Source organism: Streptomyces sp. NBC_01320, from assembly GCF_035974375.1.
Lineage (GTDB): Bacteria > Actinomycetota > Actinomycetes > Streptomycetales > Streptomycetaceae > Streptomyces > Streptomyces yanii.
Genome location: NZ_CP108391.1, coordinates 142,523 through 168,910, shown reverse-complemented (window position 1 = coordinate 168,910; position 26,388 = coordinate 142,523). Strand labels below are relative to the sequence as shown.

General features: G+C 65.9%; 21 protein-coding genes and 9 pseudogenes. 10 read left to right on the top strand and 20 right to left on the bottom strand.

Features of this window, described 5'->3' with window-relative positions; all coding sequences use genetic code 11:
- Positions 1 to 184 precede the first annotated feature (184 nt).
- Positions 185 to 831: pseudogene (locus OG395_RS56275) on the bottom strand (transposase); the annotation flags it as partial.
- A 267-nt stretch (positions 832 to 1,098) separates the two neighbouring features.
- Between OG395_RS56275 and OG395_RS56270 the strand changes: the two are divergent.
- The 4 genes from OG395_RS56270 to OG395_RS56255 all read left to right on the top strand — a co-directional run bounded on the left by OG395_RS56270 (position 1,099) and on the right by OG395_RS56255 (position 3,433).
- Complete coding sequence (locus tag OG395_RS56270) at positions 1,099 to 1,860, top strand: DeoR/GlpR family DNA-binding transcription regulator (RefSeq protein WP_327249931.1); 762 nt, start codon at positions 1,099 to 1,101, stop codon at positions 1,858 to 1,860.
- 51 nt (positions 1,861 to 1,911) lie between these two features.
- A complete protein-coding gene (locus OG395_RS56265; protein ID WP_327249930.1) occupies positions 1,912 to 2,148 on the top strand; it encodes a hypothetical protein in 237 nt (78 codons plus the stop codon).
- Positions 2,149 to 2,199: 51 nt separating this feature from the next.
- Complete coding sequence (locus OG395_RS56260; protein WP_327249929.1) at positions 2,200 to 2,505, top strand: transposase; 306 nt, start codon at positions 2,200 to 2,202, stop codon at positions 2,503 to 2,505.
- A gap of 97 nt (positions 2,506 to 2,602) precedes the next feature.
- A complete protein-coding gene (locus OG395_RS56255) occupies positions 2,603 to 3,433 on the top strand; it encodes a hypothetical protein (protein WP_327249928.1) in 831 nt (276 codons plus the stop codon).
- A 30-nt stretch (positions 3,434 to 3,463) separates the two neighbouring features.
- Here the strand turns inward: OG395_RS56255 and OG395_RS56250 are convergent, their stop codons facing one another.
- Entirely contained in the window at positions 3,464 to 5,158 is a 1,695-nt protein-coding gene (locus OG395_RS56250) for an ISAzo13 family transposase (RefSeq protein ID WP_327242656.1), read from the bottom strand.
- Between the two features lie 77 nt (positions 5,159 to 5,235).
- Here OG395_RS56250 and OG395_RS56245 point away from each other — a divergent pair.
- Together OG395_RS56245 and OG395_RS56240 are read left to right on the top strand one after the other, a co-directional pair.
- A pseudogene (locus OG395_RS56245) lies at positions 5,236 to 5,429 on the top strand (carbohydrate ABC transporter permease); the annotation flags it as partial.
- A 144-nt stretch (positions 5,430 to 5,573) separates the two neighbouring features.
- Positions 5,574 to 6,230, top strand: coding sequence for a helix-turn-helix domain-containing protein (locus tag OG395_RS56240; protein WP_327249927.1), 657 nt, complete (start codon positions 5,574 to 5,576; stop codon positions 6,228 to 6,230).
- A gap of 113 nt (positions 6,231 to 6,343) precedes the next feature.
- Here OG395_RS56240 and OG395_RS56235 read toward each other — a convergent pair.
- The 8 genes and pseudogenes from OG395_RS56235 to OG395_RS56200 form a co-directional block, all read right to left on the bottom strand.
- Positions 6,344 to 6,997 (bottom strand): annotated as a pseudogene (locus OG395_RS56235) (MBL fold metallo-hydrolase).
- On the bottom strand, positions 6,994 to 8,082 hold the full coding sequence (locus tag OG395_RS56230) for an S-(hydroxymethyl)mycothiol dehydrogenase (RefSeq protein WP_327249926.1): 1,089 nt from the start codon (positions 8,080 to 8,082) through the stop codon (positions 6,994 to 6,996). The pseudogene OG395_RS56235 and the gene OG395_RS56230 overlap by 4 nt, the downstream one beginning before the upstream one ends.
- Before the next feature lie 43 nt (positions 8,083 to 8,125).
- Positions 8,126 to 9,220 carry an FAD-dependent oxidoreductase gene (locus OG395_RS56225; protein WP_327249925.1) on the bottom strand — a complete coding sequence of 365 codons (1,095 nt, stop codon included), beginning with the start codon at positions 9,218 to 9,220 and terminating at the stop codon, positions 8,126 to 8,128.
- Positions 9,210 to 10,544, bottom strand: coding sequence for an FMN-binding glutamate synthase family protein (locus OG395_RS56220; protein ID WP_327249924.1), 1,335 nt, complete (start codon positions 10,542 to 10,544; stop codon positions 9,210 to 9,212). The genes OG395_RS56225 and OG395_RS56220 overlap by 11 nt, the downstream gene beginning before the upstream one ends.
- A 53-nt stretch (positions 10,545 to 10,597) precedes the next feature.
- Entirely contained in the window at positions 10,598 to 11,287 is a 690-nt protein-coding gene (locus OG395_RS56215; protein WP_327249923.1) for a glutamate synthase, read from the bottom strand.
- Between the two features lie 38 nt (positions 11,288 to 11,325).
- Positions 11,326 to 12,228, bottom strand: a complete 903-nt coding sequence (locus tag OG395_RS56210) for a glutamine amidotransferase (RefSeq protein WP_327249922.1) — start codon at positions 12,226 to 12,228, stop codon at positions 11,326 to 11,328.
- Between the two features lie 49 nt (positions 12,229 to 12,277).
- Positions 12,278 to 13,606, bottom strand: coding sequence for a type III glutamate--ammonia ligase (gene glnT, locus OG395_RS56205; protein WP_327249921.1), 1,329 nt, complete (start codon positions 13,604 to 13,606; stop codon positions 12,278 to 12,280).
- A gap of 349 nt (positions 13,607 to 13,955) precedes the next feature.
- On the bottom strand, positions 13,956 to 14,186 hold the full coding sequence (locus OG395_RS56200) for a hypothetical protein (protein ID WP_327249920.1): 231 nt from the start codon (positions 14,184 to 14,186) through the stop codon (positions 13,956 to 13,958).
- Between OG395_RS56200 and OG395_RS56195 the strand changes: the two are divergent.
- Positions 14,146 to 14,640 (top strand): annotated as a pseudogene (locus OG395_RS56195) (IS30 family transposase); the annotation flags it as partial. The gene OG395_RS56200 and the pseudogene OG395_RS56195 overlap by 41 nt on opposite strands.
- Positions 14,641 to 15,038: 398 nt before the next feature.
- Here the strand turns inward: OG395_RS56195 and OG395_RS56190 are convergent.
- The 10 genes and pseudogenes from OG395_RS56190 to OG395_RS56155 form a co-directional block, all read right to left on the bottom strand.
- Positions 15,039 to 15,887, bottom strand: a pseudogene (locus tag OG395_RS56190) (phosphotransferase); the annotation flags it as partial.
- 54 nt (positions 15,888 to 15,941) lie between these two features.
- Entirely contained in the window at positions 15,942 to 17,414 is a 1,473-nt protein-coding gene (gene tnpC, locus OG395_RS56185) for an IS66 family transposase (RefSeq protein WP_327249919.1), read from the bottom strand.
- Between the two features lie 75 nt (positions 17,415 to 17,489).
- Positions 17,490 to 18,014 carry an amidohydrolase family protein gene (locus OG395_RS56180; RefSeq protein WP_327249918.1) on the bottom strand — a complete coding sequence of 175 codons (525 nt, stop codon included), beginning with the start codon at positions 18,012 to 18,014 and terminating at the stop codon, positions 17,490 to 17,492.
- A gap of 322 nt (positions 18,015 to 18,336) precedes the next feature.
- A pseudogene (locus OG395_RS58995) lies at positions 18,337 to 18,594 on the bottom strand (IS1380 family transposase); the annotation flags it as partial.
- Positions 18,595 to 19,055: 461 nt separating this feature from the next.
- Positions 19,056 to 19,736, bottom strand: a complete 681-nt coding sequence (locus OG395_RS56175; RefSeq protein ID WP_327249917.1) for a response regulator transcription factor — start codon at positions 19,734 to 19,736, stop codon at positions 19,056 to 19,058.
- A gap of 101 nt (positions 19,737 to 19,837) precedes the next feature.
- Positions 19,838 to 20,047 carry a MerR family DNA-binding transcriptional regulator gene (locus tag OG395_RS56170; protein WP_327249916.1) on the bottom strand — a complete coding sequence of 70 codons (210 nt, stop codon included), beginning with the start codon at positions 20,045 to 20,047 and terminating at the stop codon, positions 19,838 to 19,840.
- A gap of 49 nt (positions 20,048 to 20,096) precedes the next feature.
- Positions 20,097 to 20,306: pseudogene (locus tag OG395_RS56165) on the bottom strand (transposase); the annotation flags it as partial.
- A gap of 7 nt (positions 20,307 to 20,313) precedes the next feature.
- Positions 20,314 to 20,925 (bottom strand): hypothetical protein, encoded by a 612-nt coding sequence (locus OG395_RS58990; protein ID WP_442818819.1) that lies wholly within the window; start codon positions 20,923 to 20,925, stop codon positions 20,314 to 20,316.
- 117 nt (positions 20,926 to 21,042) lie between these two features.
- Positions 21,043 to 22,395: pseudogene (locus tag OG395_RS58985) on the bottom strand (ISAzo13 family transposase); the annotation flags it as partial.
- A 55-nt stretch (positions 22,396 to 22,450) separates the two neighbouring features.
- A pseudogene (locus tag OG395_RS56155) lies at positions 22,451 to 23,221 on the bottom strand (IS256 family transposase); the annotation flags it as partial.
- A 416-nt stretch (positions 23,222 to 23,637) separates the two neighbouring features.
- Between OG395_RS56155 and OG395_RS56150 the strand changes: the two are divergent.
- Genes OG395_RS56150 through OG395_RS56140 form a run of 3 tightly spaced genes read left to right on the top strand, consistent with a single transcriptional unit; the run spans position 23,638 to position 26,230 of the window.
- Positions 23,638 to 24,312 (top strand): bifunctional DNA primase/polymerase, encoded by a 675-nt coding sequence (locus OG395_RS56150; RefSeq protein WP_327249915.1) that lies wholly within the window; start codon positions 23,638 to 23,640, stop codon positions 24,310 to 24,312.
- Complete coding sequence (locus OG395_RS56145; RefSeq protein WP_327249914.1) at positions 24,309 to 25,832, top strand: DNA primase family protein; 1,524 nt, start codon at positions 24,309 to 24,311, stop codon at positions 25,830 to 25,832. Before OG395_RS56150 ends, OG395_RS56145 begins: the two co-directional genes overlap by 4 nt.
- On the top strand, positions 25,829 to 26,230 hold the full coding sequence (locus OG395_RS56140) for a DUF6009 family protein (RefSeq protein ID WP_327249913.1): 402 nt from the start codon (positions 25,829 to 25,831) through the stop codon (positions 26,228 to 26,230). Before OG395_RS56145 ends, OG395_RS56140 begins: the two co-directional genes overlap by 4 nt.
- Positions 26,231 to 26,388: the final 158 nt, after the last annotated feature.

Below are 26,388 nucleotides of genomic sequence, written 5' to 3'. Positions count from 1 at the left end.
GCCGACCGCGGCCTGTCGTGACGATGCACAGTGCGGAGTGTGGTAATCGCCTCAAGATGAGGGGAGGTTGTCCGTTGGCTGTCGCCGGCGCGGACGGCGCCGCGAAATCTGCTGTTGTGCGCCCGGATGGGAGAATGTCCAGTTAACGGATCTGTCACACTTGCGGTGGTTGCGGAGGGCGAAGTTATCCCAAGAGGATGCGATGGCGGAGAAGGGTGAATCCTGCCTGGCCGTGCATCTGGCGTTGATCAGTTTGGTTTTGCTGTTGACTCCCTCGGTGCCACCGTTGCGAAACGGGCAGGTGAGTGCGGCAGTCACAGCGTCGCGGTCTCGCTCGAGGCCACGGGTGAAGGGATGCAGGTGGGGCAGGTTTTCGGCCTTCACCGAGGTGATCCACGTGTTAAACAGGGCGTCGTTCTCCTCCGCAGGCCTCAGCAGAATGGCGAAGGTGTGAATCATGGCGGCGAGCGCGGCCATCGCGGGCAGGCCGCGGTAGCGGCCTCGATCCGTTCGCGCTGGTGGTGATTGAGGCGATCAGGTCGGGTGAGGAAGTAGCCGGCCAGCCGACGCGCTGAGAGCGCCGGACGGTCGGTCTCGACACGCCCCTGGTTGATGTACTTGTGGAGCAGGTTGAGGCTGCCGTAAATAGCCGAGCTCTTTGATCTACCGGAACAGATGCATGACCGGAACGGCCGGGTCTTCCTCGCGACGTCGGCGCAGGTGGTCGCGGTAGGGATCAACCTGCATGGGCCGGTACTTGGGGGCGCGGATGAGTCGTTGGGACTCGTCGATGCGTGCCTAGCGTTTGACCGTGTTCAGTGCGAGGTTCAGGCCGGGGATCCCCAGGTTCGACGTGCACTACTCAAGATCGAAAAAGAAACAGCCACGTGCCGTTTCGCAAGGCTTGCGATCCCACGCGCCGCCCAATTGGCCTGAACTGGGACAACTGGCGATACGTATGGGACATATGAACGTCATGTTGTTGCCTGACGCAGTCATCCTGGACCGCCACCGTTGATCATGTGGAGAATCCTCCCTCCCTCTCAGGGGTTTCCGCGGGAGAGGGGCGCCGCCCCGAAGGGTGAGGGGGAGTAGTTTGTGAGTTCCGACAAGCGTCGACACACAGCGCTCACGGTCGTGCGCCGCGACGGTGCGGTGGCAGTCTCTGCGCTCGCGGCTGAGCTTGGAGTGTCGGTGGAGACCGTGCGGCGCGATCTGCGGGCGCTGGAGGAGAGAGGTCTCGTCCGGCGTACGCATGGAGGCGCCTACCCTGCGGAGAGCGCGGGTTACGAGACGACCCTCACCTCTCGCGCCACCCGCTTTGTCCCTCAGAAGATCCGGATCGCGGCGGCGGCCGCGAAAATGCTGGGGGACGCGAAGACGGTCTTCATCGACGAGGGCTTCACCCCCCAGCTGGTCGCAGCAGCGCTGCCCGAAGAGCGGCCGCTGAACGTGATCACGTCCTCGCTCACCACTGCGGGAATGATCTGCGGACGGAGGAACACACAGGTGATGCTGCTGGGCGGCCGAGTGCGGGGCAACACGGCTGCCACGGTGGATCATTGGCTGACCGAGATGCTGGCAGAATGCGTCATCGACCTGGCGTACGTGGGCGCGAACGGCATCTCTCGCGAATTCGGGCTGACCACGCCTGACCCGGCAGTGAGTCATGTGAAGTCGCAAGCCATGCACTCGGCCAAACGCCGGATCTTCTCGGGAATCCACACTAAGTTCGGCGCAGTGAGCTTCTGCCGGTTCGCCAAGGTGGAGGACTTCGAGGCGCTCATCACCGACACCTCACTCTCCCGAGCGGAAGCCCAGCGCTATGCGTTGCTCGGCCCCCAGGTCATCCGGGTCTGATCAGTGCCAGGAAGTAACCGACGGCAAGCCCACCGGCGGCCTGATACGTAGATGGCCGAGTTGCTGTTTGTCCAGGTCCAGCACCGTATCGACGCGCCTGCAGGCGATCGCCCACTCCTGCCGTTCCCCCAGCTCGAGGGCGACGAGATCGGCCTGGCTACGGTTGCCCTCCGCCCGCAGCCGACGACGCGACGGCGAGCAGCGAGCTCGTGCTGTTCCAGTAACCCGACGACCGACGGCATCCGCAACGTTTCCTGGGGCAACGACACGACTGAAGCTTCCCCTTGATGTTGGACACCTGGAGACTGGGACGTGAGGTTCCAGAGGAAGTAGTGCCAGGTGGAAAGCAAGAGCTACCGCAGTAGGCGGTATACGAAGGAGTTCAAGCGCGACGCGGTCGCGCTGGTCCGGTCCTCCGGCAAGACGGTCACCGAGGTGGCCCGGGAGATCGGGGTCAGCGCCGAGGGACTGCGGAACTGGGTCAAGCAGGACCGGATCGACCGCGGGCAGGGGGCGCCGGGCGAGCTGACGAGCGCGGAGCGGGAAGAGCTGCGTCGGCTGCGGCGGCAGAACCGTGAGCAGGCCGAGACGATCGAGGTGCTGCGAAAAGCGGCGGTCTTCTTCGCGAAGGAGAGCGATCGATGAGCGAGGTGTACGCGTTCATCGAGGCGGAGAAGACCACCCACCGGTCCTCCAACCGCTCGCTGACTCCTCCTACCTCTCGGTCATCGGCGGCGTCCCGGTGCGCATCATCGAAGCCCGGGTGAGCGTCACCTGCACGGACGGCAGCAACTTCGAGGGCTCCTACCGTCTGGCAACCACGCTCCTGGACGCCCGCCGTCACCCCGCCGACCGCCTCGTGCACCTCTATCACGAGCGCTGGGAGCACGAGAGCGCCTACTACGCCCTGCGCCACACCATCCTGCACGGACGTGTCCTGCGCTCGCACGACCCAGTCGGCGTCGAGCAGGAGATGTGGGCCCTGCTCACCCTCTACCAACTCCTGCGCCGCACCATGGTCGAGGCTGCGGAGTCCGGGCCGGGCACCGATCCCGACCGCTGCGGCTTCACTATCGCCCTCCAAACTGCCCGCGACCTGCTGGTATGCGCGGAAGGAGTCTTCGAGCAGGGCATCGGAGAGATCGGCCGCCGAGTCCTGTCGGCACTGTCGCCCGCACGGCGAACCCGCGTCAGCACCCGCAAGGTGAAGTCACCCATCTCCCGTTACGCGGAAAGGAAACTGGACGGCCGCCCCGACAGCAGCAAGGTCGTGACCCCGACGACGATCACTCTCCTGCCGCCCCCCATCGCCAGAGCCCGCACTGCCCGCGACGACCGTCCGGGAGAACACCGGCAACGGCAAGACCGGCAGCCGCATGGCACATGTCCTGGCCATCCTGCAGACAGAACCCGAACGGCTGTGACGCGCAAGGGAGATCGCCGAGCTCCTCGGCGATGTCACCCTCGTCGCCACCTATCGACAACTCGCTCGATGGACCGAGAGAGGAATGATCAAGAGAGTCCGCACGGGCCGCTACACGGCAATCACGCAGACGACCAGCCCCTTGCGTGACCTGCGAAAACGCTAAGGGCTTGCCGGACATTAACTCGCCGTCTTGATCTCTGATGTCGGGGTGATGCCGAGGTGGGCGGCGAGGTCGGTGAGATCGTCGAGGGTGGCCAGCTGTGTTTCGGCGGGTTCGATGGCGTGCCCGATGTCGTGGAGGAGCCGACGGGTTTGGCTGATGGCCCGGTTGAGGGTCACGGGGGTGATGGTGAAGAGCGGCGCGATGACGACCTGGGGGAGCTTGAACCGCTCGTAGAGGATGGTGGCCAGGAGCCGGTCGACGAGGGTGAGGCCGGGGCGCCGACCGGTGTAGAGGCCGGTGGCGGGGGTCTTCTGCCGGTCGCCGCCGCGTCGTTGGTGAAGGTCCTCTTCCCGCTGGAGCTGTCGGGCCGTTGCCAGTTCGTTGACCAGCTGTTCCCACTGGTCAAGCCGCATGCCGGTCAGGGCCGGGTGAGTCAGCCAGTCGCGTCCGGGGCCGGGCTGGTTCTGTGGCGGGATGGGTGGGACCCCGTCGCGACGGTGTTCCTCGGGGCGCAGGGTGTAGTTCCAGTCGCCGTGCCAGTCATGGCGGCTCAGGGGCAGCGCGGTCATCTGCCCGTCACTGATGCGGATGCCGGTCTCATAGGCAGTGGTGTCGAGTTCGGCGCGGACGGTCAGCCCGGTGCGGGTGGTGGTCGCGGCGATGCTGTTGACGATGACCTCGTGGCTGGTCAGGGGCCTGCCACGCCAGTTCATTGTGATGTGGGAGAACAGCCGGTGTTCGACCTTGTTCCATTTTGAAGTGCCTGGAGGAAAGTGGCATACGGTGATCTCCAGGCCTGTCTCGACGGCCAGGGCAGCCAGCTCGAACTTCCAGGCGCGGGTGCGGTATCCGTTGGACCCGCCCGCATCCGCGGTGATCAGAAGGCGCCGGGAGGCGGGGTAGGCAATGCGGCCGGCCGCATGCCACCAGCGGCGGATCGAGGCGACGGCGAAGGCGGCGGTGTCGTGGTCGGTACCGACGCTGACCCAGCCGGCCTCCGCCGTCAGGTCATAGATTCCGTACGGGATCGCCTTGCCGAGATCGGCGTCGGGGAAGTCGTGAGTGCGGACCCGGACCGGAACGCCCTCGCGATGCCACTCACGTCCGGCGTTCTTGTAGTTCCCGACCAGCTCCTTCTTTTTCGTGTCGACGCTCACCACCGGGTCTCCCACGGCCTGGAACTCCTTGGCCTGCTCGTTGATATAGCGGAACTGCGCATCCCTGTCGGGATGTTGTGCACCTTCAACGGTCTTGGCGTTGCCCTGCAGGCTGAAGCCCTCCTCGCGCAGCAGGACGGCGACCGTGTCCGCCGAGACCCGGTGGCCCTGCCGGGTCAGATCTTCGGCCAACTGCCGGGTCGACTTCACCGTCCATCGCAGCGGCGACATCGGATCCCCGCGCACGTCCGGCTCGACCAGCGCCAGCAGCGCGGGCCGCAGCCCCGGATCCAGGTCCACCGCCCGCTTGCGACCCCCGCCCACCCGGCGGACCCGCCCCAACGGCGCCTCCCCGGACTCCAGTTCAGCTACCCCGCGCGAGACGGTGCCCTCACGCACCCCGGCCGCACGGGCGACAAGCCTGATCCCGCCGTGTCCCAGCGACCGCGCCTCCGCCCCTATGACCAGCCGACGCTGGCGCTCGTCCAAGTGCGGGAACAACGCCTGGAACTTCGCCGTCAGCACCGAATCGGCCCCCTCCGGAATCCCCATACCACAACAACGAGGCACGATCCCGGAAGCGACGGCTTGTTTCCCGGCAAGCCCTAACTACCCGGCCTTGGGGAAAGTTCACGCTGATCCTCACCCAGAGCCCCGACCAGCGCGTCCTGCCGCTGGCGCTGTGGAGCTTCCAGGGCGAGTTCACCATCAACGTGCCCGCGGTCCTGGCCGCCGTGATCCTCTCCACACTCCCGATCCTGGCCCTCTACATCGTCGGCCGCCGCCAGCAATCTCCGGTCTCACCGCCGGGTTCGGCAAGTAGCTCTCGTCGCCGTCGGACGCGGTCGGGGGCGTCTCGTTACGGGGGAAGGCCGCGGGAGAGCGCGCTCCGGCGGTCGCGAGCGTCTCACGGTCGAACGGGCGCTTCCAGGTACGGTGACGGGGTCGTGCGAAGGGACGGGGACCGATGAGCGAAGTGCAGGCGCAGGAACCGGATGAGCGGCCCGGCGGCCCGGCGGCCAGGGAGGTCGACCGCCCTGCGCCCGCCGACGGCGAACTGGAGCGCGTGATCGCGGTACAGGTACGCCAGAACCGGCAGGCGATCGGGCTGACCGTGGGAGAGCTGGCGGCCCGGGCGAGCATTTCCAAGGCCATGCTGTCGAAGATCGAGAACGCCCGGATCTCCTGCAGCCTCACCACGCTCGCCCGGCTCGCGGATGCCCTGGACGTGCCGGTGACCGCGCTGTTCCGCGGCGCGGACACCGGCCGGGAGGCGGTCTTCACGCCGGCCGGCGCCGGGGCACGGATCGTGCAGCGCGGTTCCCGCGTGGGGCACGATTACAGCCTCCTGGGCGCGTTGCGCGGCCCGCACAAGCGCATGGAAGCGCACCTGGTGACCCTCACCGAGCGCAGCGAGGTCTTTCCGCTCTTCCAGCATCCCGGCACCGAGCTGCTGTACATGCTCGAAGGTGAAATGGTCTACGGCCACGGCGACGCCAGTTACCGCATGGTGCCCGGCGACGCACTGCAACTGGACGGCGAAGGCGTACATGGCCCGAAGGAGCTGGTGACGCTCCCCATTCGCTTCCTGTCCGTGGTCGCGTACGGCGATGCGACCGTCTGAGGCGGCGACGGTCCGCGCCACCGAGGGCGCGGACCGTACGGCGTGCGTCTGGGCCGCGGGAGCCTTTTGGCACGCTCCCTTGGCCCAGACACAGGCCTGACCTGCCGTGAAGATCAGGAGACTTCGCAGACCTCCGCCCGCTGACTAAGCAGCCTCGGCTCCGCTCCGATCGTCGTGTCCTCACCGTGCCCCGTGTGCACGACCGTGTCGCCTGGCAAGGCGAAGAGCCGCAAACGGAGGGACCCCTCGATGAGCGCCCGGTCGCTGTATGACCGACCCGTCGTCCCTGGCCTCCGTTGAAGAGGGTGTCTCCGGTGAACACCCGCCCGAGTTCGGGGGCGTGGAAGCAGACCGCACCGGCGCATGTCCCGGTGTGTGGAGCACGCGCGGCCTGGCGCCTCCCATCAGGATGTCGACTCCGTCGACGAGAAGGGCGTCCCAGAGCCGTTGAGGGCGCGTCAGTTCCCACAGCGGCCGGTCGTCCGGGTGCAGCATGATCGGCGCGCCGGTCCGTTCCCGGAACACGGGTGCCGCGCGGACGTGGTCGTCGTGCGGGTGGGTGCACAGGATCGCTTCACTTTGCGATCGCCCTCGACCGCCATGATGTCGTCGACGTTGTGCGGTGCGTCAATGACGACGCACTCGCTGTCGTCACAGACGACCCAGACGTTGTTGTCGACCTCGAAGGTCTGCCTGTCGAGGCTGAAGGCGCCACTCGATCGTCCGTGGCTGACCCGCGTCCGTCCGGTCGGTTGCGACGACGTCACGGGAACAGCACCACTGATCGCAGCACATCGCCACCGTGCATTCGCTCGAACGCCTCCTCGACGTCCCCGAGCCCGATCTCCTCGGTCACAAAGGCGTCGAGGTCCAGGCGGCCCTGCTGATAGAGGTCGACGAGCACCGGGAAGTCACGGTCGGGCAGGCAGTCGCCGTACCAGCTCGACTTGAGCGAGCCGCCGCGACCGAAGACGTCGATGAGCGGGATGTCGGGCACCTGCATGTCCGGAGTCGGTACGCCGACGAGCACGGCCGTGCCCGCCAGGTCCCGGGCGTAGAAGGCCTGCTTCCAGGTCTCCGGACGGCCGACGGCGTCGATGACGACGTCGGCGCCGAAGCCACCGGTGAGCTCCCGCACCGCCGTGACCGGGTCGGTCGCGGTGGAGTCGACGGTGTCCGTCGCGCCCATCTTCCGCGCGGTCTCCAGCTTCTTCGGGTCGATGTCGACCGCGATGATCCGGCCGGCCCCGGCCAGTGCGGAGCCCGCGATGGCGGCGGCCCCGACCCCGCCGCATCCGATGACCGCGACGGATGTGCCGCGGGTCACCCCGCCGGTGTTGATGGCCGCCCCGAGCCCGGCCATCACCCCGCAGCCGAGCAGGCCGACGGCGGCGGGCCGGGCGCTCGGGTCGACCTTGGTGCACTGGCCGGCCGCAACCAGGGTCTTCTCGGCGAAGGCCCCGATGCCGAGTGCCGGGATCAGCTCGGTCCCGTCGTCGAGCGTCATCCTCTGCGTGGCGTTCTTGGTGGCGAAGCAGTACGCGGGTTCGCCACGGCGGCAGGCCCGGCAGTTCCCGCACACGGCACGCCAGTTGAGGATCACGAAGTCGCCCGGCGTGACGCTGGTGACGTCGTCTCCGACGGCTTCGACGATTCCTGCTGCCTCGTGGCCGAGGAGGAACGGAAACTCGTCGTTGATGGCGCCTTCTCGGTAGTGCAGGTCGGTGTGGCAGACCCCGCAGGCCTGCACCTTCACCAGTGCCTCGCCTGCCCCCGGATCGGGAACGTTGATCGTCTCCATGGATACCGGCTGCCCTTGCCCTCGGGCGACCACGGCCTTCACCTGCTGCATGCTCGTACTTCCTTACTACAACGGCGAGTTGGGCGTGCGACGTTCAGTCGCGGAACGCGAAGCGCGGCTGGGCCGGGGACCCCTGGACGAGGTCGGCGACGAGCGCCCCGATGAGCGGCGCGAACTTCGCTCCGTGTCCGGAGCACGGGGAGGCGATGACCACCGGGCCCAGGCGGTCGACAACAAAGTCCTCGTCGGCCGTCATGGTGTAGAGGCAGCTCTGTTCGGCGGTCGGATCGGGGGCGAGGCCCGGCAGCCACCGCTGGACCCAGGCCGTGACGGTGTCCCGGGACGTGGGGTCGATGCGGCCGTCCCGCGTGGTAGCCGTTGTCGGCGTGCCGCTGTCGTGCTGGGCGACCTTCATCGCCGGAGCCTGTCCGCCGTCCGCGCCGGATGGCAGGCCGAACAGCTGGATGCCTTCCTTGTAGACCATGGTGGGCCACGCGGCCTGGGGATCGCGGTGCCGGAAATGGAACACCTGCTGCTGCGTCACCCAGGTGCGCGGCAGCCGAGGCGAGGCTCCGATCGAGGGCAGCAGCTCGGGCAGCCATGGCCCGGCCGCGACGACGGCCCGACGGGCGCTGATCGCCCGGCCTTCACAGTGGACGCGTACACCCTGGGCGATCCGCTCGACGGATGTCACCGGGGTATGTTCGAGGACCGTCGCACCGAGTCCCGCGGCGACCTCGATGCCCGCGCGGACCGTGCGGTTCGCGTCGAGGTGTCCGGCGTCGGAGTGGAACACCACCCGCCCGGCGAACGCCATGCCCGGGAAACGCTCCTGAGCCTCCTCGGGGCTCAGTAGTTCGGCAGCGACGCCCCGTTCCATCATCAGGGCGGCCAGTTCCCGCGGATTGCGCTCGGCCCCGTGGTCGAGGCCACCGGTGCGCGTGCGGAGCAACTCCCCGCAGCGGTCCTCCAGTTCCTCCCACAGTGCTTCGGCCTGCCCGGTGAGATCGACGTAGTACGGGTCGGCGTACGCACGCCGGAAGATCCGCGAGGTGCCGTGCGAACTGCCCTGGTCGTGGCCGATGCCGCGGGCCTCGACCAGAGTGACCGACAGGCCCCGCACGGCCAGTTGCCAGGCTGCCGAGGAGCCGGTGAGCCCGGCCCCTATGACGACGACGTCACAGTCCACCGGGGGCTCCCGGTATCCAGGACGTACCGGCCAGCGGAACTCTGGCCATCGCAGCCGCCTCGATGGTGACGGCCACGAGATCCTCGGGTTCCAGGTGTGTCAGGTGCGCCTTGCCGCAGGCCCGGGCGATGGTCTGCGCCTCCATGGTGAGCACCCGCAGGTAGTTGGCGAGGCGCCGCCCGCCCTCGACCGGGTCGAACCGCTGCTGCAGATCGGGATCCTGGGTGGTGATGCCCGCAGGATCCTTGCCGTCCTGGAAATCGTCGTAGAAACCGGCCGCCGAGCCCAACGCCTCGTACTCGGCGGACCACTTGGGGTCGTTGTCTCCGAGCGCGATCAGGGCGGCGGTGCCGATGGCGACCGCATCGGCGCCAAGGGCCATGGCCTTGGCGACGTCGGCCCCCGTGCGGATGCCGCCGGAGACGATGAGCTGGACCTTGCGGTGCATGCCGAGTTCCTGCAGCGCCTGGACCGCCTGCGGGATCGCGGCGAGCGTCGGGATGCCGACGTGCTCGATGAACACCTCCTGCGTGGCGGCTGTCCCGCCCTGCATCCCGTCGACGACCACGACATCCGCGCCGGCGTGCACGGCGAGCTTGACGTCGTAATACGTGCGCGTGGCACCGACCTTGACATAGACCGGCTTCTCCCAGTCGGTGATCTCCCGGAGTTCGGCGATCTTGATGGCCAGATCGTCCGGGCCGGTCCAGTCCGGGTGGCGGCAGGCGCTGCGCTGGTCCACGCCTTGGGGCAACGTCCGCATACCGGCGACCCGCTCCGTGATCTTCTGGCCCAGGAGCATCCCGCCGCCGCCCGGCTTGGCGCCCTGGCCGAGCACGATCTCGATGGCGTCGGCCTTGCGCAGGTCGTCGGGGTTCATGCCGTAGCGGGACGGCAGGTACTGGTACACGAGGTGCTTGCTCTGCCCGCGCTCCTCCAGCGTCATGCCGCCGTCCCCGGTGGTGGTGGAGGTGCCGACCTCGCCGGCTCCCCGGCCGAGCGCCTCCTTGGCTCGGCCGGAGAGCGCGCCGAAGCTCATACCGGCGATGGTGACGGGGATGTCGAGGTGGAGGGGGTACTTGGCGTTGAGGTCGCCCAGCACGACATCCGTGCCACAGCGCTCACGGTAGCCCTCCAGCGGATAGCGAGACATGCTTGCCCCGAGGAACAACAGGTCGTCGAAGTGCGGCAGCTGACGCTTGGCGCCCCAGCCTCGGATGTCGTAGACGCCGGTCCGGGCGGCGCGCTGGATCGCGTGAATGGTACGGCGGTCGAAGGTGGCGGACTCACGCAGCCCGCGCTCCTCTACGGAGGGTTGGTTCATGTGGTGTCCCCGTCCCCTGGATCGGCCGTGTCGGCCGGCCGGCTTTGTCAGTGTCAGTACGCGTCGGTGTTCCTGACGTTGAAGTTGTAGAGCTGACGCGCAGAGCCGTATCGGGTGTAGACGGAAGTGTCGTCTTCCTCGAAGCCGGCACTCTTGAGCAGGGCCGCAAGTTCCTCGTGGTGCTCGGGGCGCATCTCCTTGGCCACGCAGTCGGCACCCAGCGAGGCGACGGTGCCACGTACGTAGATCCGTGCCTCATAGATCGAGTCGCCGAGCGCTTCGCCCGCGTCACCGCGGACAACCAGGCGTCCGGCCTGCGCCATGAAGGCGCTCATATGGCCGACGTTGCCGCCGACGACGATGTCGACGCCCTTCATCGAGATGCCGCAACGGGCGGCGGCATCGCCCTCGATGACGAGGAGACCGCCGTGCGCGGTGGCCCCGGCGGACTGGGAGGCATTGCCGTGGACGATCACGGAACCGCTCATCATGTTCTCCGCGACGCCGACGCCAGTGTTGCCGTTGATGACGACGTTGGCCAGTTGGTTCATGCCGGCCGCGTAGTAGCCGGCATGCCCGTCGATCGTCACCCGCATTGCCCGGTTCAGCGCCACCGCGACGCTGTGCGCGCCCGCGGGGTGGAGGATGTGTACCTCGTCATTGGCGAGCTCGGGTTGGTGGAGGAGGCTGTTGACCTCGCGCAATTCCCTTTCGGCAAGATCGAGTTCGAGTACCTCCGGCATGGTGTTGCTGCCCCTCTGTGAGGGAGTCGGGGATGGCGTCAGCGTGTCCATACGTAGATCCGCTCGGGCTCGGGTTCGTACACCAAGGCGTCCTCGATGCCGGGCAGGCCGGTCAGAGCGCGGTACTCGCTGGCCATGGCGACCCAGTCGGCCGTCTCGGCGATGACGGCGGGCTTGCAGGCGATGGCGTCGCGGACGACGGCGAAGCAGTCCCGGTGGGAGACCAGGAGGGTATAGAAGCCGTCGAAGGTGGCGCACAGCTCCTTGAGGGCGGTCTCGATGTCGAGCCCGGCGGCTAGCCGGTCGGCGACGAAGCGCGCGCCGACCTCTGTGTCGTTCTCGCTGTCGAACTGCACCCCCCGGGCTAGCAGTTGGCGGCGAACGGTGGCGTGGTTGGAGAACGACCCGTTGTGTACGAGGCACTGGTCGGGGCCCACCGCGTACGGGTGGCAGCCGCCCGGGGTGACGGCGGACTCGGTGGCCATCCGGGTGTGGCCGACGCCCTGCCAGCCCTGTGCCGACGCGAGGCCGAAACGGTCGGCGAGCTCACGGGGGCGTCCGACGCCTTTGAGGACGGCGACGTCCTCACCGAAGCCGACCAGCAGAGCCTCGGGCGCGGCCGCCGTGACCGCCTCGCGCAGCACGCCGACCTCGACCGGCGCGTGCACCACCAGGGTCGGAGAGGCGTCGACGACATCGGCCCGGGAGCCGTCCGGCAGCAACCGGGCGAGGGCCGTGCTCAACTCGAGGGCAGGCAAGGGGCTGTCGACGACCGACACCGTCGCGTGCCCGGGCGGTGACCAGCTCGGGTCGCCGTAGACCGCGACACCGGCGGAGTCGGCGCCGCGCTCCTGCATCTCGCACAGCATAGTGGTCAGCAGGCCGCCCAACTGCGGGTACAGCGCGGGATTGCGCAGATGGAGTCCGACGATTCCACACATGGCGCTCCTCGTATCTGTGTCTGTGTCGTGTTTGGTGTTTGGTGTGGTGTCAGAAGGCGGTGAGATACCGGTCGATCTCCCACGGAGTGACCTGGGAGTGCCACTGGAAGAACTCCTCCCGCTTCAGGCCGCCGAAATACCGGGCCACTCCGGAGCCCGCACAGTCGAGCGCCCCGCTGACCACGGGATCGGCTTCCAGGGCGTCCACGGCATGCAGGAGGGTCGGCGGAAGGACGGCGCGTGCGGCGCCGTTGTTCCCGCCGGGAGTACCGGGATCGGTGTGCCGCTCGACGCCGTCGAGGCCCGCCCCGATCGCCGCGGCGATGGCGAGGTAGGGGTTGGCCGAGCCGTCCCCGCCGCGCAGTTCGATGCGCTGGTGGTCGGGGACGCGCACATAGTGCGTACGGTCGTTGCCGCCGTACGTGGGGACGCGAGGCGCCCATGAAGCGCCGGAGGCCGTGCTGACCGCACCCGTGCGCTTGTAGGAGTTGACCGAAGGGGCGAGGACGGACTGCAGGGCCCCAGCGTGGTCCAGGATGCCGCCGATGAATTCGTAGGCTAAGTTGGCAAGGCCCAGGCCGCGCCCGTCGTCTCCGGAGTTCTCCGAGGGGAACAGGGGAGTGGTGCCGTTCCAGAGCGACAGGTGGAGATGGAGGCCTGATCCGGTGCGGTCGGTGAATGGCTTCGGCATGAACGTGGCCGTCATGCCGCGCTGTTCGGCGATCATCGAGATCAGGTAACGCGCGGTGATGACCCGGTCTGCGGTCGTCAGGGCGTCGGCGTGCAGGAAGTTCTGCTCGAACTGGCCGTTGGCGTCCTCGTGGTCGTTGGCGTAGTTGCCCCAGCCGAGGTCGTTCATACCGCGCGAGACCGCGGCGAGGTGCTCGTACATGCGGGTCACGCCGCGGGCGTCGTAGCAGGGGCGCGCCGCGTCGTCGCCGGGGTCGGCGGTGGTGAGCGCGCCCTGCTGGTTCTTGCGTACCAGGAAGTATTCGACCTCTGCGCCCACCTGCACCGACATCTCTCGCTGGGCCGCCCGCTCCAGCATCGTGCGCAGGATGATCCTGGGTGCGTACGGCCACGGCTCACCCTCGACGTGGGGGTCGCAGTGGACGATCGCCAGGCCCTCCTTGAGGAACGGGACGGGCGTGAAGGAGGACGCGTCGGGGAGCGCCATGACGTCGGGGTCCTTGGGCTCCTGGCCGAGGGCGCCGGCCGCGTACCCCGCGAAGCCGACCCCGTCCCTCGCCAGTTCGTCGATGGCCTCGACGGGGACGAGCTTGGCGCACGGCTTTCCGGTGAGGTCGACGAAGAGGGCGAGGACGAACGTCGTGTCGAACTTCGCGGCCAGGGTGGCCAGATCAGCTGTTTCGGGCATGGCGATCAGGGCCTTTCAGAGGGGCATCGGAGCGGAAAGGGGCCTCTGTCGTGCGTGCTGAGGAGCCGGAGGCCACGACGTTTCTCCTGTAGAGTAACGCTGTTGCTTGATAGGAAACAAGGCTCGTCGGCTCGATGTCTTGTCAGTTGCCGTCCGATTGAACTCCCGGGCACGGAAGGGCAGTTGAAGGCATTGAAGGGGCCTGGGCGCAAGCCCGGGCCCCTTCGTGACGCTCTCCAGCGGGAGGTCAACTGTGCCCTGCCAGGTCCGCCGCGTGTACGGACCTCTCTCCCTCGCCGGCCGGAGTCGGGACAGAGGTCGCGCCGGTCCGCCTCCAGAGCGGCTTGAGTCAGTACGTGAGCAGGTGCAGGACGAGTGCGCCCCCGGCTGCGACGAACATGCTCAGGTCTCCGGCGCCGGGATGGACCGCGGCGAACGGGCCGGTGCAGAGCGACGACTGCCCTAACGGCACGGAGGCCGCGACACCGCCGGCCCAGGCCACCAGGCCCCAGTCCACCACTCGGGAGCGGTCGTAGAGCTCCGCGATCGGCACCCTGGTCGAACGCACCAGCAGGTTCACGATGCTGCTGCACCTACCGCCCATGCCCGGCCACGACGGCACACGGGCCAAGAACGGCCCCGCACTGGCCGGCCACGGAGCCGCAGCCGTACGCGACGCCCTGACGGAAGCGATCACCCGCCTACCCACCCACCTACGCAAGTCCCTTACCTGGGACCAGGGTTCGGAAATGGCGCAGCACGCCGAACTCCGCATCGACACCGGCCTGGAGATCTACTTCGCCGACCCGCACAGCCCCTGGCAGCGCGGCACGAACGAGAACACCAACGGGCTGCTACGGCAGTACTTCCCGAAGGGCACCGACCTCAGCAGACACACCCGCGAGGATCTCGCTGCCGTCGCAGCTGCCCTCAACGGCCGCCCCCGCAAAACCCTGGGCTGGAGGACACCCTCCGAGACTCTCAACAGTCATCTACTGTCAACACAAAACGGAAGTGTTGCGACGACTCCTTGAACCCGGGCAGCGAGGTGAGGACGTAAGTGAGGACCCGCTGAAGGAAGTTGATCATGTTGTAGCCGAACACGGCCACGACCAGCTCAACGGCGGTGAGCAGGCCGGCGCAGAGCCAGTACAGGAGATGGGTCAGCTCCGCGAACGCCTTGCCGCCGAGGATGACCGTGACCGCCGCCCACCCGACCCCGGAGAAGACGTTGATGTAGGCGACGGGCAGGAAGTTGCCGAAGGGGGCCGTGCGCGACGTGATCGAGTGTCAGTCGCGGGTCGGCGGGGTGAAGAAGTCGCCCTGCGACTCCCAGCGGCGGCCTGGCCCTCGTACAGCGTCTGCAGACCGAACAGCCCGCCGCGGGCCGGCTCGTACCAGGACGCGTCGCCGCCCAGCGTGTTGAGGACCGGCGGGCGTGGATGCCCTCCGCGATCACGGCGAGCTTGAAACAGGCCAGGGCCTGGTAAAAGGGCAGCACGGTGATATCCCGGCCGGAGCGCGCGGCGTACCGCTCGGCCAGCTCGTGGCCGACGGGGAAGGCCGGATGGACCGTCGGTACGTGGCACGCCCCGAGCACCGGTTCGCAGGTCGGGTCCCAGTACATGAGCAGCATGCCGAGATCGGCGAGCGGATCGCCGAGCGTGGCCATCTCCCAGTCGACGATCGCGGCGATCCGCCCGAAGTCGCCGGGCGCCAGGATCGTGTTGTCCAGGCGGTAGTCGCCGTGCACGATCGCCGGTGCGCCGCTCGCGGGCACGGCGCGGGCGAGCCTGCCGTGCAGCGCGTCGAGGTCGGGCAGCGCCCGCGTCGCGACCTTGTCCCACTGTCCGCGCCAGCGTCGCACCTGCCGACTCACAGGCCCATCGGTACCGAGACCGACAGGAATCGAGGCTGAACGGAGCGCATGAAGCGGGGCCGTTCCAGCAGCGAGTTTGGCGTTCGACCCAGGGCAGTGAGCTACACCAGCGTCTGACTCAGCCAGCAGACGTATGTCATTGTCGGAGAGGTGTACGGCATGGGCTGCGAGTAGCCGCCCCTTCAAGAGTCCTGTCTTCTGCAGCAGCTGGATGGTCGATCCGTGCTCCCACCGCTGCGCGAGATCTTCATCAAGGGTTTCAGCGAGGTGGATGTGGACAGGAGCTCCGCGGCCCGCTGACTCTTCCGCCGTCACCTGCAACGCCTGGGTTGGCAAGGTGTAGGCGGAGTGAGGCCCATAACACAATTCGATGCGATCCCCTGGCCCGAACCGCAAGCCATCGTAGGCATTCAGAAGGAATGCGGCTGACTGATGACGGTGTGTGAGACGTGCTGGTCAAGCGGCTTGTTCGATCGGGGGCATCCAGAGGTTGCCGGTAAAGGCGTGGTGGATGGCCTCGAAGGCGCTCAGGCCGTGCTTGCGGGCGGAGTCGAGGTAGGAGCGCACGGCGAGCCAGGCCGTCGCACCGTGTTCGGACTGGTGGCAGCCGGAGATCTTCAGCTGGGTCTTGACGGGCCGCAGCGCTCGCTCGCCGCAGTTGTTGGTGAAGGGCGTACGTCGGGGGTCGTCGGCGAACCGCAGGATCGAGTGGGCCTGGTCCCGCAGGCGTTCGAGCAGGTTGCGGGCCGGGGACTGTTTGCGGCCCGGTGCTCGGGGGTGCTCGGAGAGTCCGACGGTGATGCCGTGGTGGAAGGCGCCTTGGTGCAGCAGCAGGGCCTCGGGGGTGATCTCGCCGATCTCGCCGGCGCGTACCCGCAGGGCCTGGATGTTCAGCCCGGCCAGGGCCCAGCGGATCTGTTGGTGCCACTTCTGGTGGGGGAAGTCCTCCTCCGCGGCGGTCAGTTCACGGATCAGATGGGCACCGCACAACTGGTGGCTGCAGTGCGGATAGCCCGCATACAGCGACAGTGAGTCGTGGACCAGGACGCCCCGGTAGTGGGGCAGCACCCCGCCCGCGTCCGCCCCGGCGCGCGAGCGCGGGGCGAGATGGAGCAGGGTGAGGAGGTCGGTGCAGGCCACGTGCAGCCAGCGCCGCACGGAGCCGATCCGGGTGGTGGTCTCGTCCGCGTGCAGGACGTGCCCCATCACCAGCAGGGCCCGGATCAGGTTCACGGAGTCCGCGACCAGGCCGGCGGCCTCGGGAAGCAGGGAGGCGACCCAGCCGGTGGAGACCTCCGCCCCGGTCACATCCCTGACCAGCTGCGCGGTCCGCTCAACAGGAATGTGCTGGAAGACCAGCAGATAGACGGCGAGCGCGCGCAGGTTCGGCCCGTAGGAGGACGGGGACCCGGCGATCCGTCCGGGCATCGGCTGGGCGGTGATGGTGCCGCAGGCGCACCGGCAGCGGTGAGCCCGGTGCTCGGTGATCTTCACCGTGGACAGGGGAATGTCCCGGACCTGGCGCCGCTCGAAGCCGACGCTGTCGCCCTGGCCCAACGTGCTTCCGCAGCCGGTACAGGCCGCCGGGACATGGTCTTCGGTGGCATCGGGCCTGTCGGTCATGGCCAGACCGGACCCGCCGGAGCCGGGCTGACGGCCCCGCTTGCGTCCGCTCTTGGGCTGCGGCTTCTTCTCCGGACGGCCGAAGGTGTCCGAGGAGGGCGGCATCGAGGAGTTGCCCGAGTTGCGGCCAAGACGCCGCTCCAGCTCCGCCACCCGAGCCGTCAACCGCTCGTTGGCCACCGCGAGTTCGGCCGCCCGGGCCTCCGCCGCATCGGCCCGCGCCTCCGCCGCTGCCACCTGCCGCTGGAGCAGCCCGATCAGCATGAGGAGATCCTCACGCGATGCGGACTCCAGAGCGGACGACATGCACGGATCCTGCCGCACCCACACCACACCTGTCACATCGTCAGGAGACTGACGCACAGCCGACCTTCTGAATGCTTACAAGCCATCTGCGTCAATCCACTTTCCAATAGCTTTAATCTCTCTGTACCAGTCGGTTCCTTGCCTGTGGATGTAGGCAGGCACGACGAGTACACGACTCCCCGCTTGAAGCGCTGCCTCCACCAGTTCTTCGGCATGAGCGTGCATCTCAGCGCTGGTAGTCACGCCGTACCGCAACATTTCAATGCACCCAAGCAGCATTCCTGCGCGAGCATCGCGTGCCCGCATCCGCGCCTCAGCCAGCCAGATTACGTTCTGGAGCCGCGCCATCGACGGCAGGTCGCCGCCTATACCCCTCAGAAGTGTCATTGGAGAGTGAGCGTGGGTATTGACCAGTCCAGGCGTAAGGATGCCGGGCAAGACGCTACAGGCGACATTTTCAGTGATCGAAGGAGTAGCTGATACTGCACCACAGTAGGTTATGCGCCCATCTGGGCCTACGTCGACCACAGCGTCCCGAAGTACGGAACAGTCCGGATCAGCCGGCAGAACCACCGGGGCAAAGAAGCGTTGCACTATCATCACAGGAGCAAGCCCATCAAGTCGGTGTCTCGGAAAGGGAATTCCTTACTCGTGCCCCGGCGACGAAGTTAGCCTTGACACTGATACTGGCGTCCCCAGTTCGCGTTCCGCGCGGCCCAGTGGACGAACCCTCGGCCAGGCCAAGGGCTCTCGATCGGACCATGCCCAACCTTAATGACATCTACCAAGCTTGGGCGAGTGCAGCCTGACATGAGTACATGAAAATCGGCGTATTCGATCCGCAATAAGGATCCTGAAATACCCGAAGGGACAGAATGTGAGGGCCTTCCGATTCGCTCCTAGTCTTGTTAGATACTCGCGCTAAAACCGACTGGTGAATAACGTCGGCGATGGTCATACCGACAGAGCAGGAGAGCCACCGCCCCCGCAGAGCGAGCCAGGCCAGGAACTCGTGCGTATCATCACCGGAATCGGTACGAATCAGCGTGCTCCGCCCACTCCAGAGACCTCTGGGCAACTGCGCCTAGGCTCGCTGGATGGTGGTGATGTGACCGGCTGTGGTGTAGCTGCCCGCGCCCCCAGGCCGCAGCAGGCCCCCGAACGGTTTTCCCTGATCCCCGGTTCTGCGCAGTCTCCACCAGCAGCAGGCCAGCCGCCTGGCCGACCACTCCATGGCCACCGTCCTCGTCGCGGACACGGGCAGTACCCGATATCGTCACTTGAGAGTGCTCCTTTTCTCGCAGCCAACGGGACTCTCCACAGGCTCTATCGTTGCAGAACAGGAGCGCTCCCCGTGTTTGTGATCAAGCCTTGGACAGCCCAGCTCGTGAAAGTGCGAGGCTTAAGGCATCGCCTCCAATAAACGGCAGGGACGACGGCGGTGAGTCCTCTTGATTCAGCTGCCACCGCCCGTCACTTCGCTACGAGCACCGCTCAGGCAGCTGCTTCACCCTTTTCAGCCTGGCCGCAACTGCTACTACAAACGCTCAAACCAACCATGCAGAGCAGGACGCAGAATCAGATTTACCGCTTTCGCCTGCCGCCGATTTTTCTGGGCGAATCCGATGGAGACAGAGCACATCAGAGGATACCAACCCTCATTGCATACGCAACAGCGTGAGTTCTGTTTCTGAGCTTCCATCGCTTCACAACATCATGAATTATTCCTTTAATCGTCCGCTCTGAGTAACTCATTATTGCGGCGATCTCACCCGTGTCCATTCCCTCCGATAGCATGCGTAGCACTTCTACCTCGCGTGCCGACATTCCGCTATCTTGCAGTACCTCCGCTAGGGTTGCCTTCCGCTTCCGCTGGCGCAGCTCGGCAACCAGCTGAAACACCAGCATCTCCGGCATTTGACTATGCCCGACGCTCGCCTCAACAATCGCATCAACAAGTTGATCAAGATTTGTTTGACTTCGAGGCAAAAAACTAGTCATTCCATACTCGATCGCCAAAGTGAGCTGGCTCTCGCTGATTGCGTTGGCCACGATGACAACAGGGATAGGGTAATGGAAAGTTCGAGCGGCGTCGTGTTTCAGCACCTTCAGCCATTCATCGTCCATATTGTTCAGCACCAACACGGAGACGTCTGCCTCAAGTAGGCTCCCTCGCAGACTTACGCGGGGAGACGATGTCAGGTAGGCATTGATTCCATGCTCAAGGATGGCGTCGCTTGCTCTTAGGGCGACCGAGATGGGGGCGCTCTCCCGGCCCCCCTCCACGTCCTGTTGCTGGGCGAATGTGGTGTTATCGCGCATGGAGTTCTCGCTTCTCCGAGGTACCGTCAACATCCCCACGCAGTCCATGCCGTAAAGTTCGACCTCTTTCTTATGATTCTCATCACACAGACAAGACGAACTCACCGCCGTGGTGGTCGGCAGGCGGCCTCGGTCGCCTCGTCCCAGGAAACGCACCAGCGTCCGCTGGGGGTCTTGCGAGCGGCCAGCTGGCCGTGGTTGATCCAGTAGTAGACGGCGTCGGCGGTGATGCCCAGGCGCCGGGCGGCGTCCTTGACCGCGATCTCACCGTCGCGGAGCGGGACCGTGAACGGCGAAGGGATCTTGTGCACGTGGCGGACCCAGCGCACCGCCGCCGTGTCGAACGGCCGGCCCGTGCCGGGCGGCGAAGGCCAGGAGGTCTTCGCGGGCGGCTTCGAGATGCTCGGCGGCCTTGGGGTACTTCTCGTCCAGGCCGGCGATGGCGGCGGCCATCTGCGTGCGGACGGCGGCTGCGTCGGGCTGATCGAACACGGTCCGCAGCAGGGTCGCCACCCATGGCTGGGCGGATTTTGGAACCTGGGAGAGCAGGTTGCGGGCGTAATGAAGCCGTAAGGATTCAACATGGTGGTTCGCTGTCTTCTGTGAAGGATGCGAGTACATCGGCGGCCGTGGCGAAGCGTCGTTCGGCGAGCATCGGGACGTAGGTGTCCTGTTCGAGGAGGGGACGGACGTCCTCGATGGCGTTGCGGATGGTGCCGCGACTGACACCGAACAACGCAGCCAGGGCTTGCTGGTCGCATAGATCTCGCTGGGAAAGGACCGTCGCCAGGATCCTGTCGGCGTCGGTGATCTTTTGACGGAAAACGCCGCCACGGGTTCCCGGGCGTCGATCACCACCGCGCTGGCGATGCCGGCGTTGTTCGAGCGCGGCCTGGTAGGGCACGGTGATCCGGTCGATCAGCGCCTGGAAGTCCGGGCGGGACATGCCGGTGAGGGTGGGGTGAGACAGGGTCTGGGAGAGTTCCATCCGGCTGGTGGTCGCGCCGTCCTCCGCCCAGTCGCGCAGCTCCTGGGCGGAGGAGAAGTAGTGCGCGGTCTGCGAGACAGTGACCTTCTGGGCGTCCATGAGTGTGCGGCTCTCACTGATGACCTTGCCGATCGTGACCGCGTTGATGGCGAGCAGATCGACCAGAACCTTCTGGGAGCAGACGCGGCGTAGGTAGATCACGGTGATGAGGATGCGGTCGGCGTTCGAGAGCAGGGGTCTGCCGTGTGCTCCGGGGGCCTTCAGACGGCGGCCGCCGCGCTGCTGGAACTTGCGTTATTCGGCCTGGGCGGCTTGCGCGGGAGCCAGTTGGGCGCACAGTGCGTCCAGGTCCGATGAGGTCATGCCGCTCAGACGCGGGTCGGCGAGCATCGCCAGAACCTGCGACCTGGTCCGGTCACGATCGCTGGTGTTGATCGCGAAGTTGCCGGCGGCGCAGGCCGGGGCGATCGTGTAGTTCCAGGGTCCGTGCTGGTCATGGGGTGTGATCGGCAGTGAGCGCAGGTGCTCGCGGCTGACGGAGATTCCCACCGGGTAGGTACCGTTGTCCAGCTCGGCGTGAACGCGCAGGCCGGTGCGGGTGCGGGTCGCGGCGATGCTGTTGACCACGACTTCGTGGCTGGTCAGGGGCCTGCCACGCCAGTTCATAGTGATGTGAGAAAACAGCCGATGCTCGACCTTGTTCCATTTCGAAGTGCCCGGCCGGAAAGTGGCAGACGGTCACTGTGAGACCCATCTGGGCGGCGAACGCGGCGAGTTCGACCTTCCATAACCGGTAGCGGTAGCTGTTGGACCCTCCGCAGTCCGCGGTGATCAACAATCTGTCGGCATCCGGGTAGTCCACCCGCCCGCGGGCCCGCCACCAGCGGCGGAGCGACTCGACGGCGAACACAGAGGTGTCGTGATCGGTGCCGACGTTCACCCAGCCGCTGTCGTTGGCCAGGTCGTAAATGCCGAAGGCGCCACGTCGACGTCGGGGCCGATGAGGTGGAAGCTGTGGTCCTCCACCTGCACCGGATCGCCGGCGGGGCGCCATTGCCGCCCGGGGTTCGGCAGCTGACCCAGCTACTCCTTCTTCTTGGCATCAATGCTGATCACCGGCTGACCGCCGGACTGGTGCTCCTTGACCTGTTCGTTGATGTAACGGAACTACGCGTCCCGATCGGGGTGCTGCTTGCCCTCCAGCGTCTTGGCACTGGCCTGCAGGCTGAAGCCCTGCCCTTTCAGAAGCCGGCCGACGGTCGGAGCGAAGACCGGGTGCCCTTGCCGGGTCAGCTCCTCTGCGAGATTACGCAGGGACTTGGTGGTCCAGCGCAGCGGCGACATCGGATCACCCCGCTCGTCCGGCTCCACCAGCTTCAGCAACGCCGGAACCACGGAAGGATCTTGTTCTTCGGCGGGCTTGCGGCCACCCCCGGGGCGCCGGACGCAGCCGTCCGGCAGCGGATCCCCACCAGCCTCCAGCTCGAACACCCCGTTGCGGACCGTGCTCTCGCTCACCCCGGCCACCCGCGCCACGGCCCGTACCCCACCGTGTCCGAGCAGCCGTGCTTCCTGCGCCAGCATCAGACGCCGCTGACGCTCGTTCAGATGCGGCAACACGACCTGGAACCGCAGCGCAAGCTGATCCAGAACGTCGTCGGCGAAGCTCATACCAGAGCAACGAACTTGTCCTATGAAAGCAACGGGTAGTTTCTTTACGCCTTCAATGGGTGCGGCAGCGTTGCCAGGCGGCGCCGGGCAGGGCGGCGCCGATGGCGCCCACCAGGCCGACGTGGGCGTCGGAGACCACCAGCTCGACGCCGGTCAGACCGCGGGCGGTCAGGGAGCGCAGGAACGCCAGCCAGCCGGCGCCGTCCTCGCTGGAGGCGACGTCGATGCCGAGGACCTCGCGTTTGCCCTCGTTGTTGACGCCGACGGCAACCAGACAATGAACATTGACGACGCGGCCTCCTTCACGGACTTTCTGGGTCAGGGCGTCGACCCACACGAAGGTGTAGGGGCCGGCGTCCAACGGTCGGTTGCGGAACTCGGCGACCCGGGCATCGAGGACCTTGGCCATCTCGCTGACCTGGGACTTGCTCAGCTGGGTGACGCCCAGGGTGGCGGCGGGTTTCTCGACCCGGCGGGTGCTGACGCCGAGCAGGTAGCAGGTGGCGACCACGGAGATCAGGGCCTGTTCGGAGCGGCGGCGGCGCTCGAGCAGCCAGTCGGGGAAGTAGGAGCCGGAGCGGATCTTCGGGATGGCCAGGTCGATGCTGCCGGCCCGTGTGTCCCACTGGCGGTGCCGGTAGCCGTTGCGGGAGTTGACGCGTTCCTCACTCGGCATGCCGTAGGACGCGCCGCAGACGGTGTCGACGTCGGCGGACATCATGGCGTCGGCGAAGGTCTTCACCATCTGCCGCAGCAGATCGGGACTCGCCGAGGCGAGGTTCTCCTCCAACAGGGCGGCAAACGGCAGACTGTCCGGTGCGGTCATCGTGCTGGTCTCCTTCAAGAGCTTGGTCGTTCTCGAAGGATCAGCCGGTGGCCGTCTTACGTTCAGGCTTCTCACCCAACTACGGGATCAAAACCCCGATTTAGGTGGAAACCCATACACCACTTCCCTGGACGCAACCTAGTGCAGGACTTTTTCCCATTAGGGCAGGATTCCAGTTCCCCTGCGTGTCTCTGGGTTTCTGAGTGAGAAGCTGTGTAAGCGTGCGAGGTTCTAGAAGTACAGTCGCTTCGGTCGCTAATCTCGAGTATCAACTAGGTTGAACTGCAAACTCTCCAGAACGTATAGGAGGGTGACGCCCGGGTTCGCGACAGCGATCCATCCGGTATGGTCCGAGACCAAGTTCGCTATCTTCGCAGAGAGTTAGTCGATGAGGCGCTTCGGTCGCTCATAGGGGGATGCAGATGCCTGTTGAGCTGCGCTTTTCTCGCGGAGATTCCAGGTGCTCTGCATTGGATTCATCAGTAGCTGAGCTATCGCTGGCCACAGCTCATTGGTACGCCGGCCGTGGGTGGTCGGTGAATCCACTTACGCCTGGACGCAGGACGCCCCCGGGCAACTGCATCGGCTGTAGCGGACCCAAACACACCCATGTGAACTGCCCCTGTCTCCGCGTCGGTCGCCGGGGCCACAGCTTCCACGCCGCCGCCCTCGGCCGGCGGCGTATCAGTCGATGGTGGGGTCAGTGTCGTCAGTTCGGAGGCGGTGTTGCATGTGGTCCGGCGAACTTGGTAGTTGTCGATATCGATGCGCGTCCCGCTTTTCAAGCCGTCCTGGTTGCAGGTGCTGGACGCGACCTCAGCTGTCGGGTGCTGGCCTCTGTTCTCGCATCAGTTGAGGCCTGCGGATGGATCTCGGAGGGAGCAGGGTTTTCCCAGGTCCTCAACTGTGCTGCCTACGCCGTGGGCGGACTGGTTGTCGCAGGAAGTCTGATGGAGGCCGAGGCATGGAGTGATCTGCTGTCGGCCGCTGTTGGCGCGAGGCCAGGGCAAGTCCGATGGATCGAACAATTCATCCGCAGCGGCCTCGCTTCCGGTCTGCAAGGGCCCCTTTACTCGGGGAGCCACCCATGAGTTCATCGAGTGATGAGAGTCTTCTCTTTGACTTTACCCCTCACGCCGTCACGACCCGGGTCCGGCACCAGGTTGCGATCCCGGCTACGACTCGAAGCAATGCGATTTCCGCTGCCGCCGGGGCGGCGACTGCAGGTGGTTTGTTGCCCGACACGCTCACCGACCGAGGCAATGCCAAGCTGTTCGTCAAGCTCTATGCCAACGACTACAGGCACGTACCGGGCATAGGATGGTATCGGTGGAATGGAACTCGTTGGCAGGTCGACGAGGACGACACTGTTCTTTGGGCAGCAGGTGACCTGGCAGAAAGCATCGCGTCATACGACTCCCGTGGCTACTTCACCACCCAGGCCCTGCAGCAGCACCGCCGACGTGCTCTGTCGACCACTGGCATAAACGCCATGCTTACCCAAGCTAAGTCCGCCCCGCGTATGGTTCTCAATGCCGCTTGCCTAGACGCCGACCCATACGCTCTCTGTACGCCTGACGGCGTGGTGGACGTGCGTACGGGCCTAGTCAAGAAGCCAGATCCGAACGAGGACTTCCATTCTCGTTCTACCAGCGTCGGCCCCCGACGTATGCTTACGCCCCGGTGGAACCGTTTCCTCACAGATACTTTCGGCAATGATGCCGAGGGTCAGGAAATGATCGACTTCTTGCAGTTGCTGCTTGGATACTCCGTCACAGGAGATGTCGGCGGGCAGGTTCTTCCTTTCCTATTCGGTTCCGGTAAGAACGGTAAATCCGTTTTGCTGGATGTGCTCATGAAACTTCTTGGTGACTACGCTGATGCGGCCCCGTCTGGGTTTCTGATGACCCGTCCCTACGAAGGCCATCCCACCGACCTTGCCGAGCTGCACGGCAGACGCGTCATTGTTTGCTCTGAGGTCAAGCCGGATGACAAGTTTGACGAAGCCCGCGTCAAACTACTCACAGGCGGTGATCGGATTAAGGCCCGTCGGATGCGGCAGGACTTTTTCAGCTTCCAACCCACCCACAAACTCTGGCTACTAGGCAACCACCGCCCTGAAGTGGGCAGTGGTGGGTTTGCATTCTGGCGCCGGATGCGTTTAATCCCCTTCGAACGGGTTGTCTCGGACGACCGAAAGATCGATAATTTGGCCGACATTCTGGTTACAGAGGAAGGCCCGGGAATTCTCGGCTGGCTGATCAAAGGTGCTCGCCGTTATCTCGCCGGCGAAAAGGACCTCACCGGTCCCGAGCGTGTACGCATCGCCACGACAGCGTACGCGGAAACCGAAGACCACACCGGCCGGTTCTATGAGGAGTGCTGCATTCTCGGTCCCTCTCTCCGAGCTGAGCAGACCGCGCTGTACGCTGCATACAGAACTTGGTGTCAGCATGAGGGCGCACCAACGATGTCCTCAAGAGCGTTCGCCGCCCGCACCCGCGAACTGATTGGTTTGGCCTCGCCGAAGGAGATGGTTCTGTCGAATCAGCGCAAGCACTACACGGGTATCGGATTGGTCCTCAACCAGGAGAGAGAGGCCACCGCATGAGCTCCCTGATCACCGAAGAAGAAATTACTTACGAAATTGACATCGTATGGTTGGAAGATGTCAAAAATCTGGACTACGTCCGCCAGAGTTTGGACCGACTGCCGAACCGTGGGACCAAGCCCGCCTATCACCGCAACGGCCGTATGGTCGGATATGCCCTTCTCAGTTCTGCCGCCAAACCGTCCCGTTCATCTGGCACTTTTCGCCGTCGCGTCTTCTGGCTGCTACCGCATGACCGCGACAGCGCACCGGACGGCCTATACGCCAAGGGCGCGCCAGCCGAGGCAGTCGACCCACGCACGTTGGCGGCTGGCATTAAGGGATACAAGACGGAACGGTCAGAGGGCGGCCCGCCTTCAACAGCCATGTCGGAACTCGGCATTACACTACCCTTGTGAAGGCTGTGTCACACTTTCGGCGGTGACGGTGCGGGAGGTTATGCCAAGAGGATGCGGTGGCAGAGGGCGCGGTTTGAGTATTTCCTACTCTTGCTGATCGCCCCACACCGAGGCCAATTTTAATCTGCGTTCCAACTGGGACGGCAGCCGACGAGGTC

Excerpts from the sequence above, each read along its gene's own strand:
- OG395_RS56210 (WP_327249922.1), bottom strand. The coding sequence starts at position 12,228 with ATGTGTGGAATCGTCGGACTCCATCTGCGCAATCCCGCGCTGTACCCG.
- OG395_RS56175 (WP_327249917.1), bottom strand. The coding sequence starts at position 19,736 with ATGCGCGATAACACCACATTCGCCCAGCAACAGGACGTGGAGGGGGGC.
- OG395_RS56145 (WP_327249914.1), top strand. The coding sequence starts at position 24,309 with ATGAGTTCATCGAGTGATGAGAGTCTTCTCTTTGACTTTACCCCTCAC.
- OG395_RS56140 (WP_327249913.1), top strand. The coding sequence starts at position 25,829 with ATGAGCTCCCTGATCACCGAAGAAGAAATTACTTACGAAATTGACATC.
- OG395_RS56230 (WP_327249926.1), bottom strand. The coding sequence starts at position 8,082 with ATGCAGCAGGTGAAGGCCGTGGTCGCCCGAGGGCAAGGGCAGCCGGTA.
- OG395_RS56220 (WP_327249924.1), bottom strand. The coding sequence starts at position 10,544 with ATGAACCAACCCTCCGTAGAGGAGCGCGGGCTGCGTGAGTCCGCCACC.
- OG395_RS56215 (WP_327249923.1), bottom strand. The coding sequence starts at position 11,287 with ATGCCGGAGGTACTCGAACTCGATCTTGCCGAAAGGGAATTGCGCGAG.
- OG395_RS56150 (WP_327249915.1), top strand. The coding sequence starts at position 23,638 with ATGCAGATGCCTGTTGAGCTGCGCTTTTCTCGCGGAGATTCCAGGTGC.
- tnpC (WP_327249919.1), bottom strand. The coding sequence starts at position 17,414 with ATGTCGTCCGCTCTGGAGTCCGCATCGCGTGAGGATCTCCTCATGCTG.
- OG395_RS56265 (WP_327249930.1), top strand. The coding sequence starts at position 1,912 with ATGGCCGAGTTGCTGTTTGTCCAGGTCCAGCACCGTATCGACGCGCCT.
- OG395_RS56240 (WP_327249927.1), top strand. The coding sequence starts at position 5,574 with ATGAGCGAAGTGCAGGCGCAGGAACCGGATGAGCGGCCCGGCGGCCCG.
- OG395_RS56180 (WP_327249918.1), bottom strand. The coding sequence starts at position 18,014 with ATGATAGTGCAACGCTTCTTTGCCCCGGTGGTTCTGCCGGCTGATCCG.
- OG395_RS56250 (WP_327242656.1), bottom strand. The coding sequence starts at position 5,158 with ATGGGGATTCCGGAGGGGGCCGATTCGGTGCTGACGGCGAAGTTCCAG.
- glnT (WP_327249921.1), bottom strand. The coding sequence starts at position 13,606 with ATGCCCGAAACAGCTGATCTGGCCACCCTGGCCGCGAAGTTCGACACG.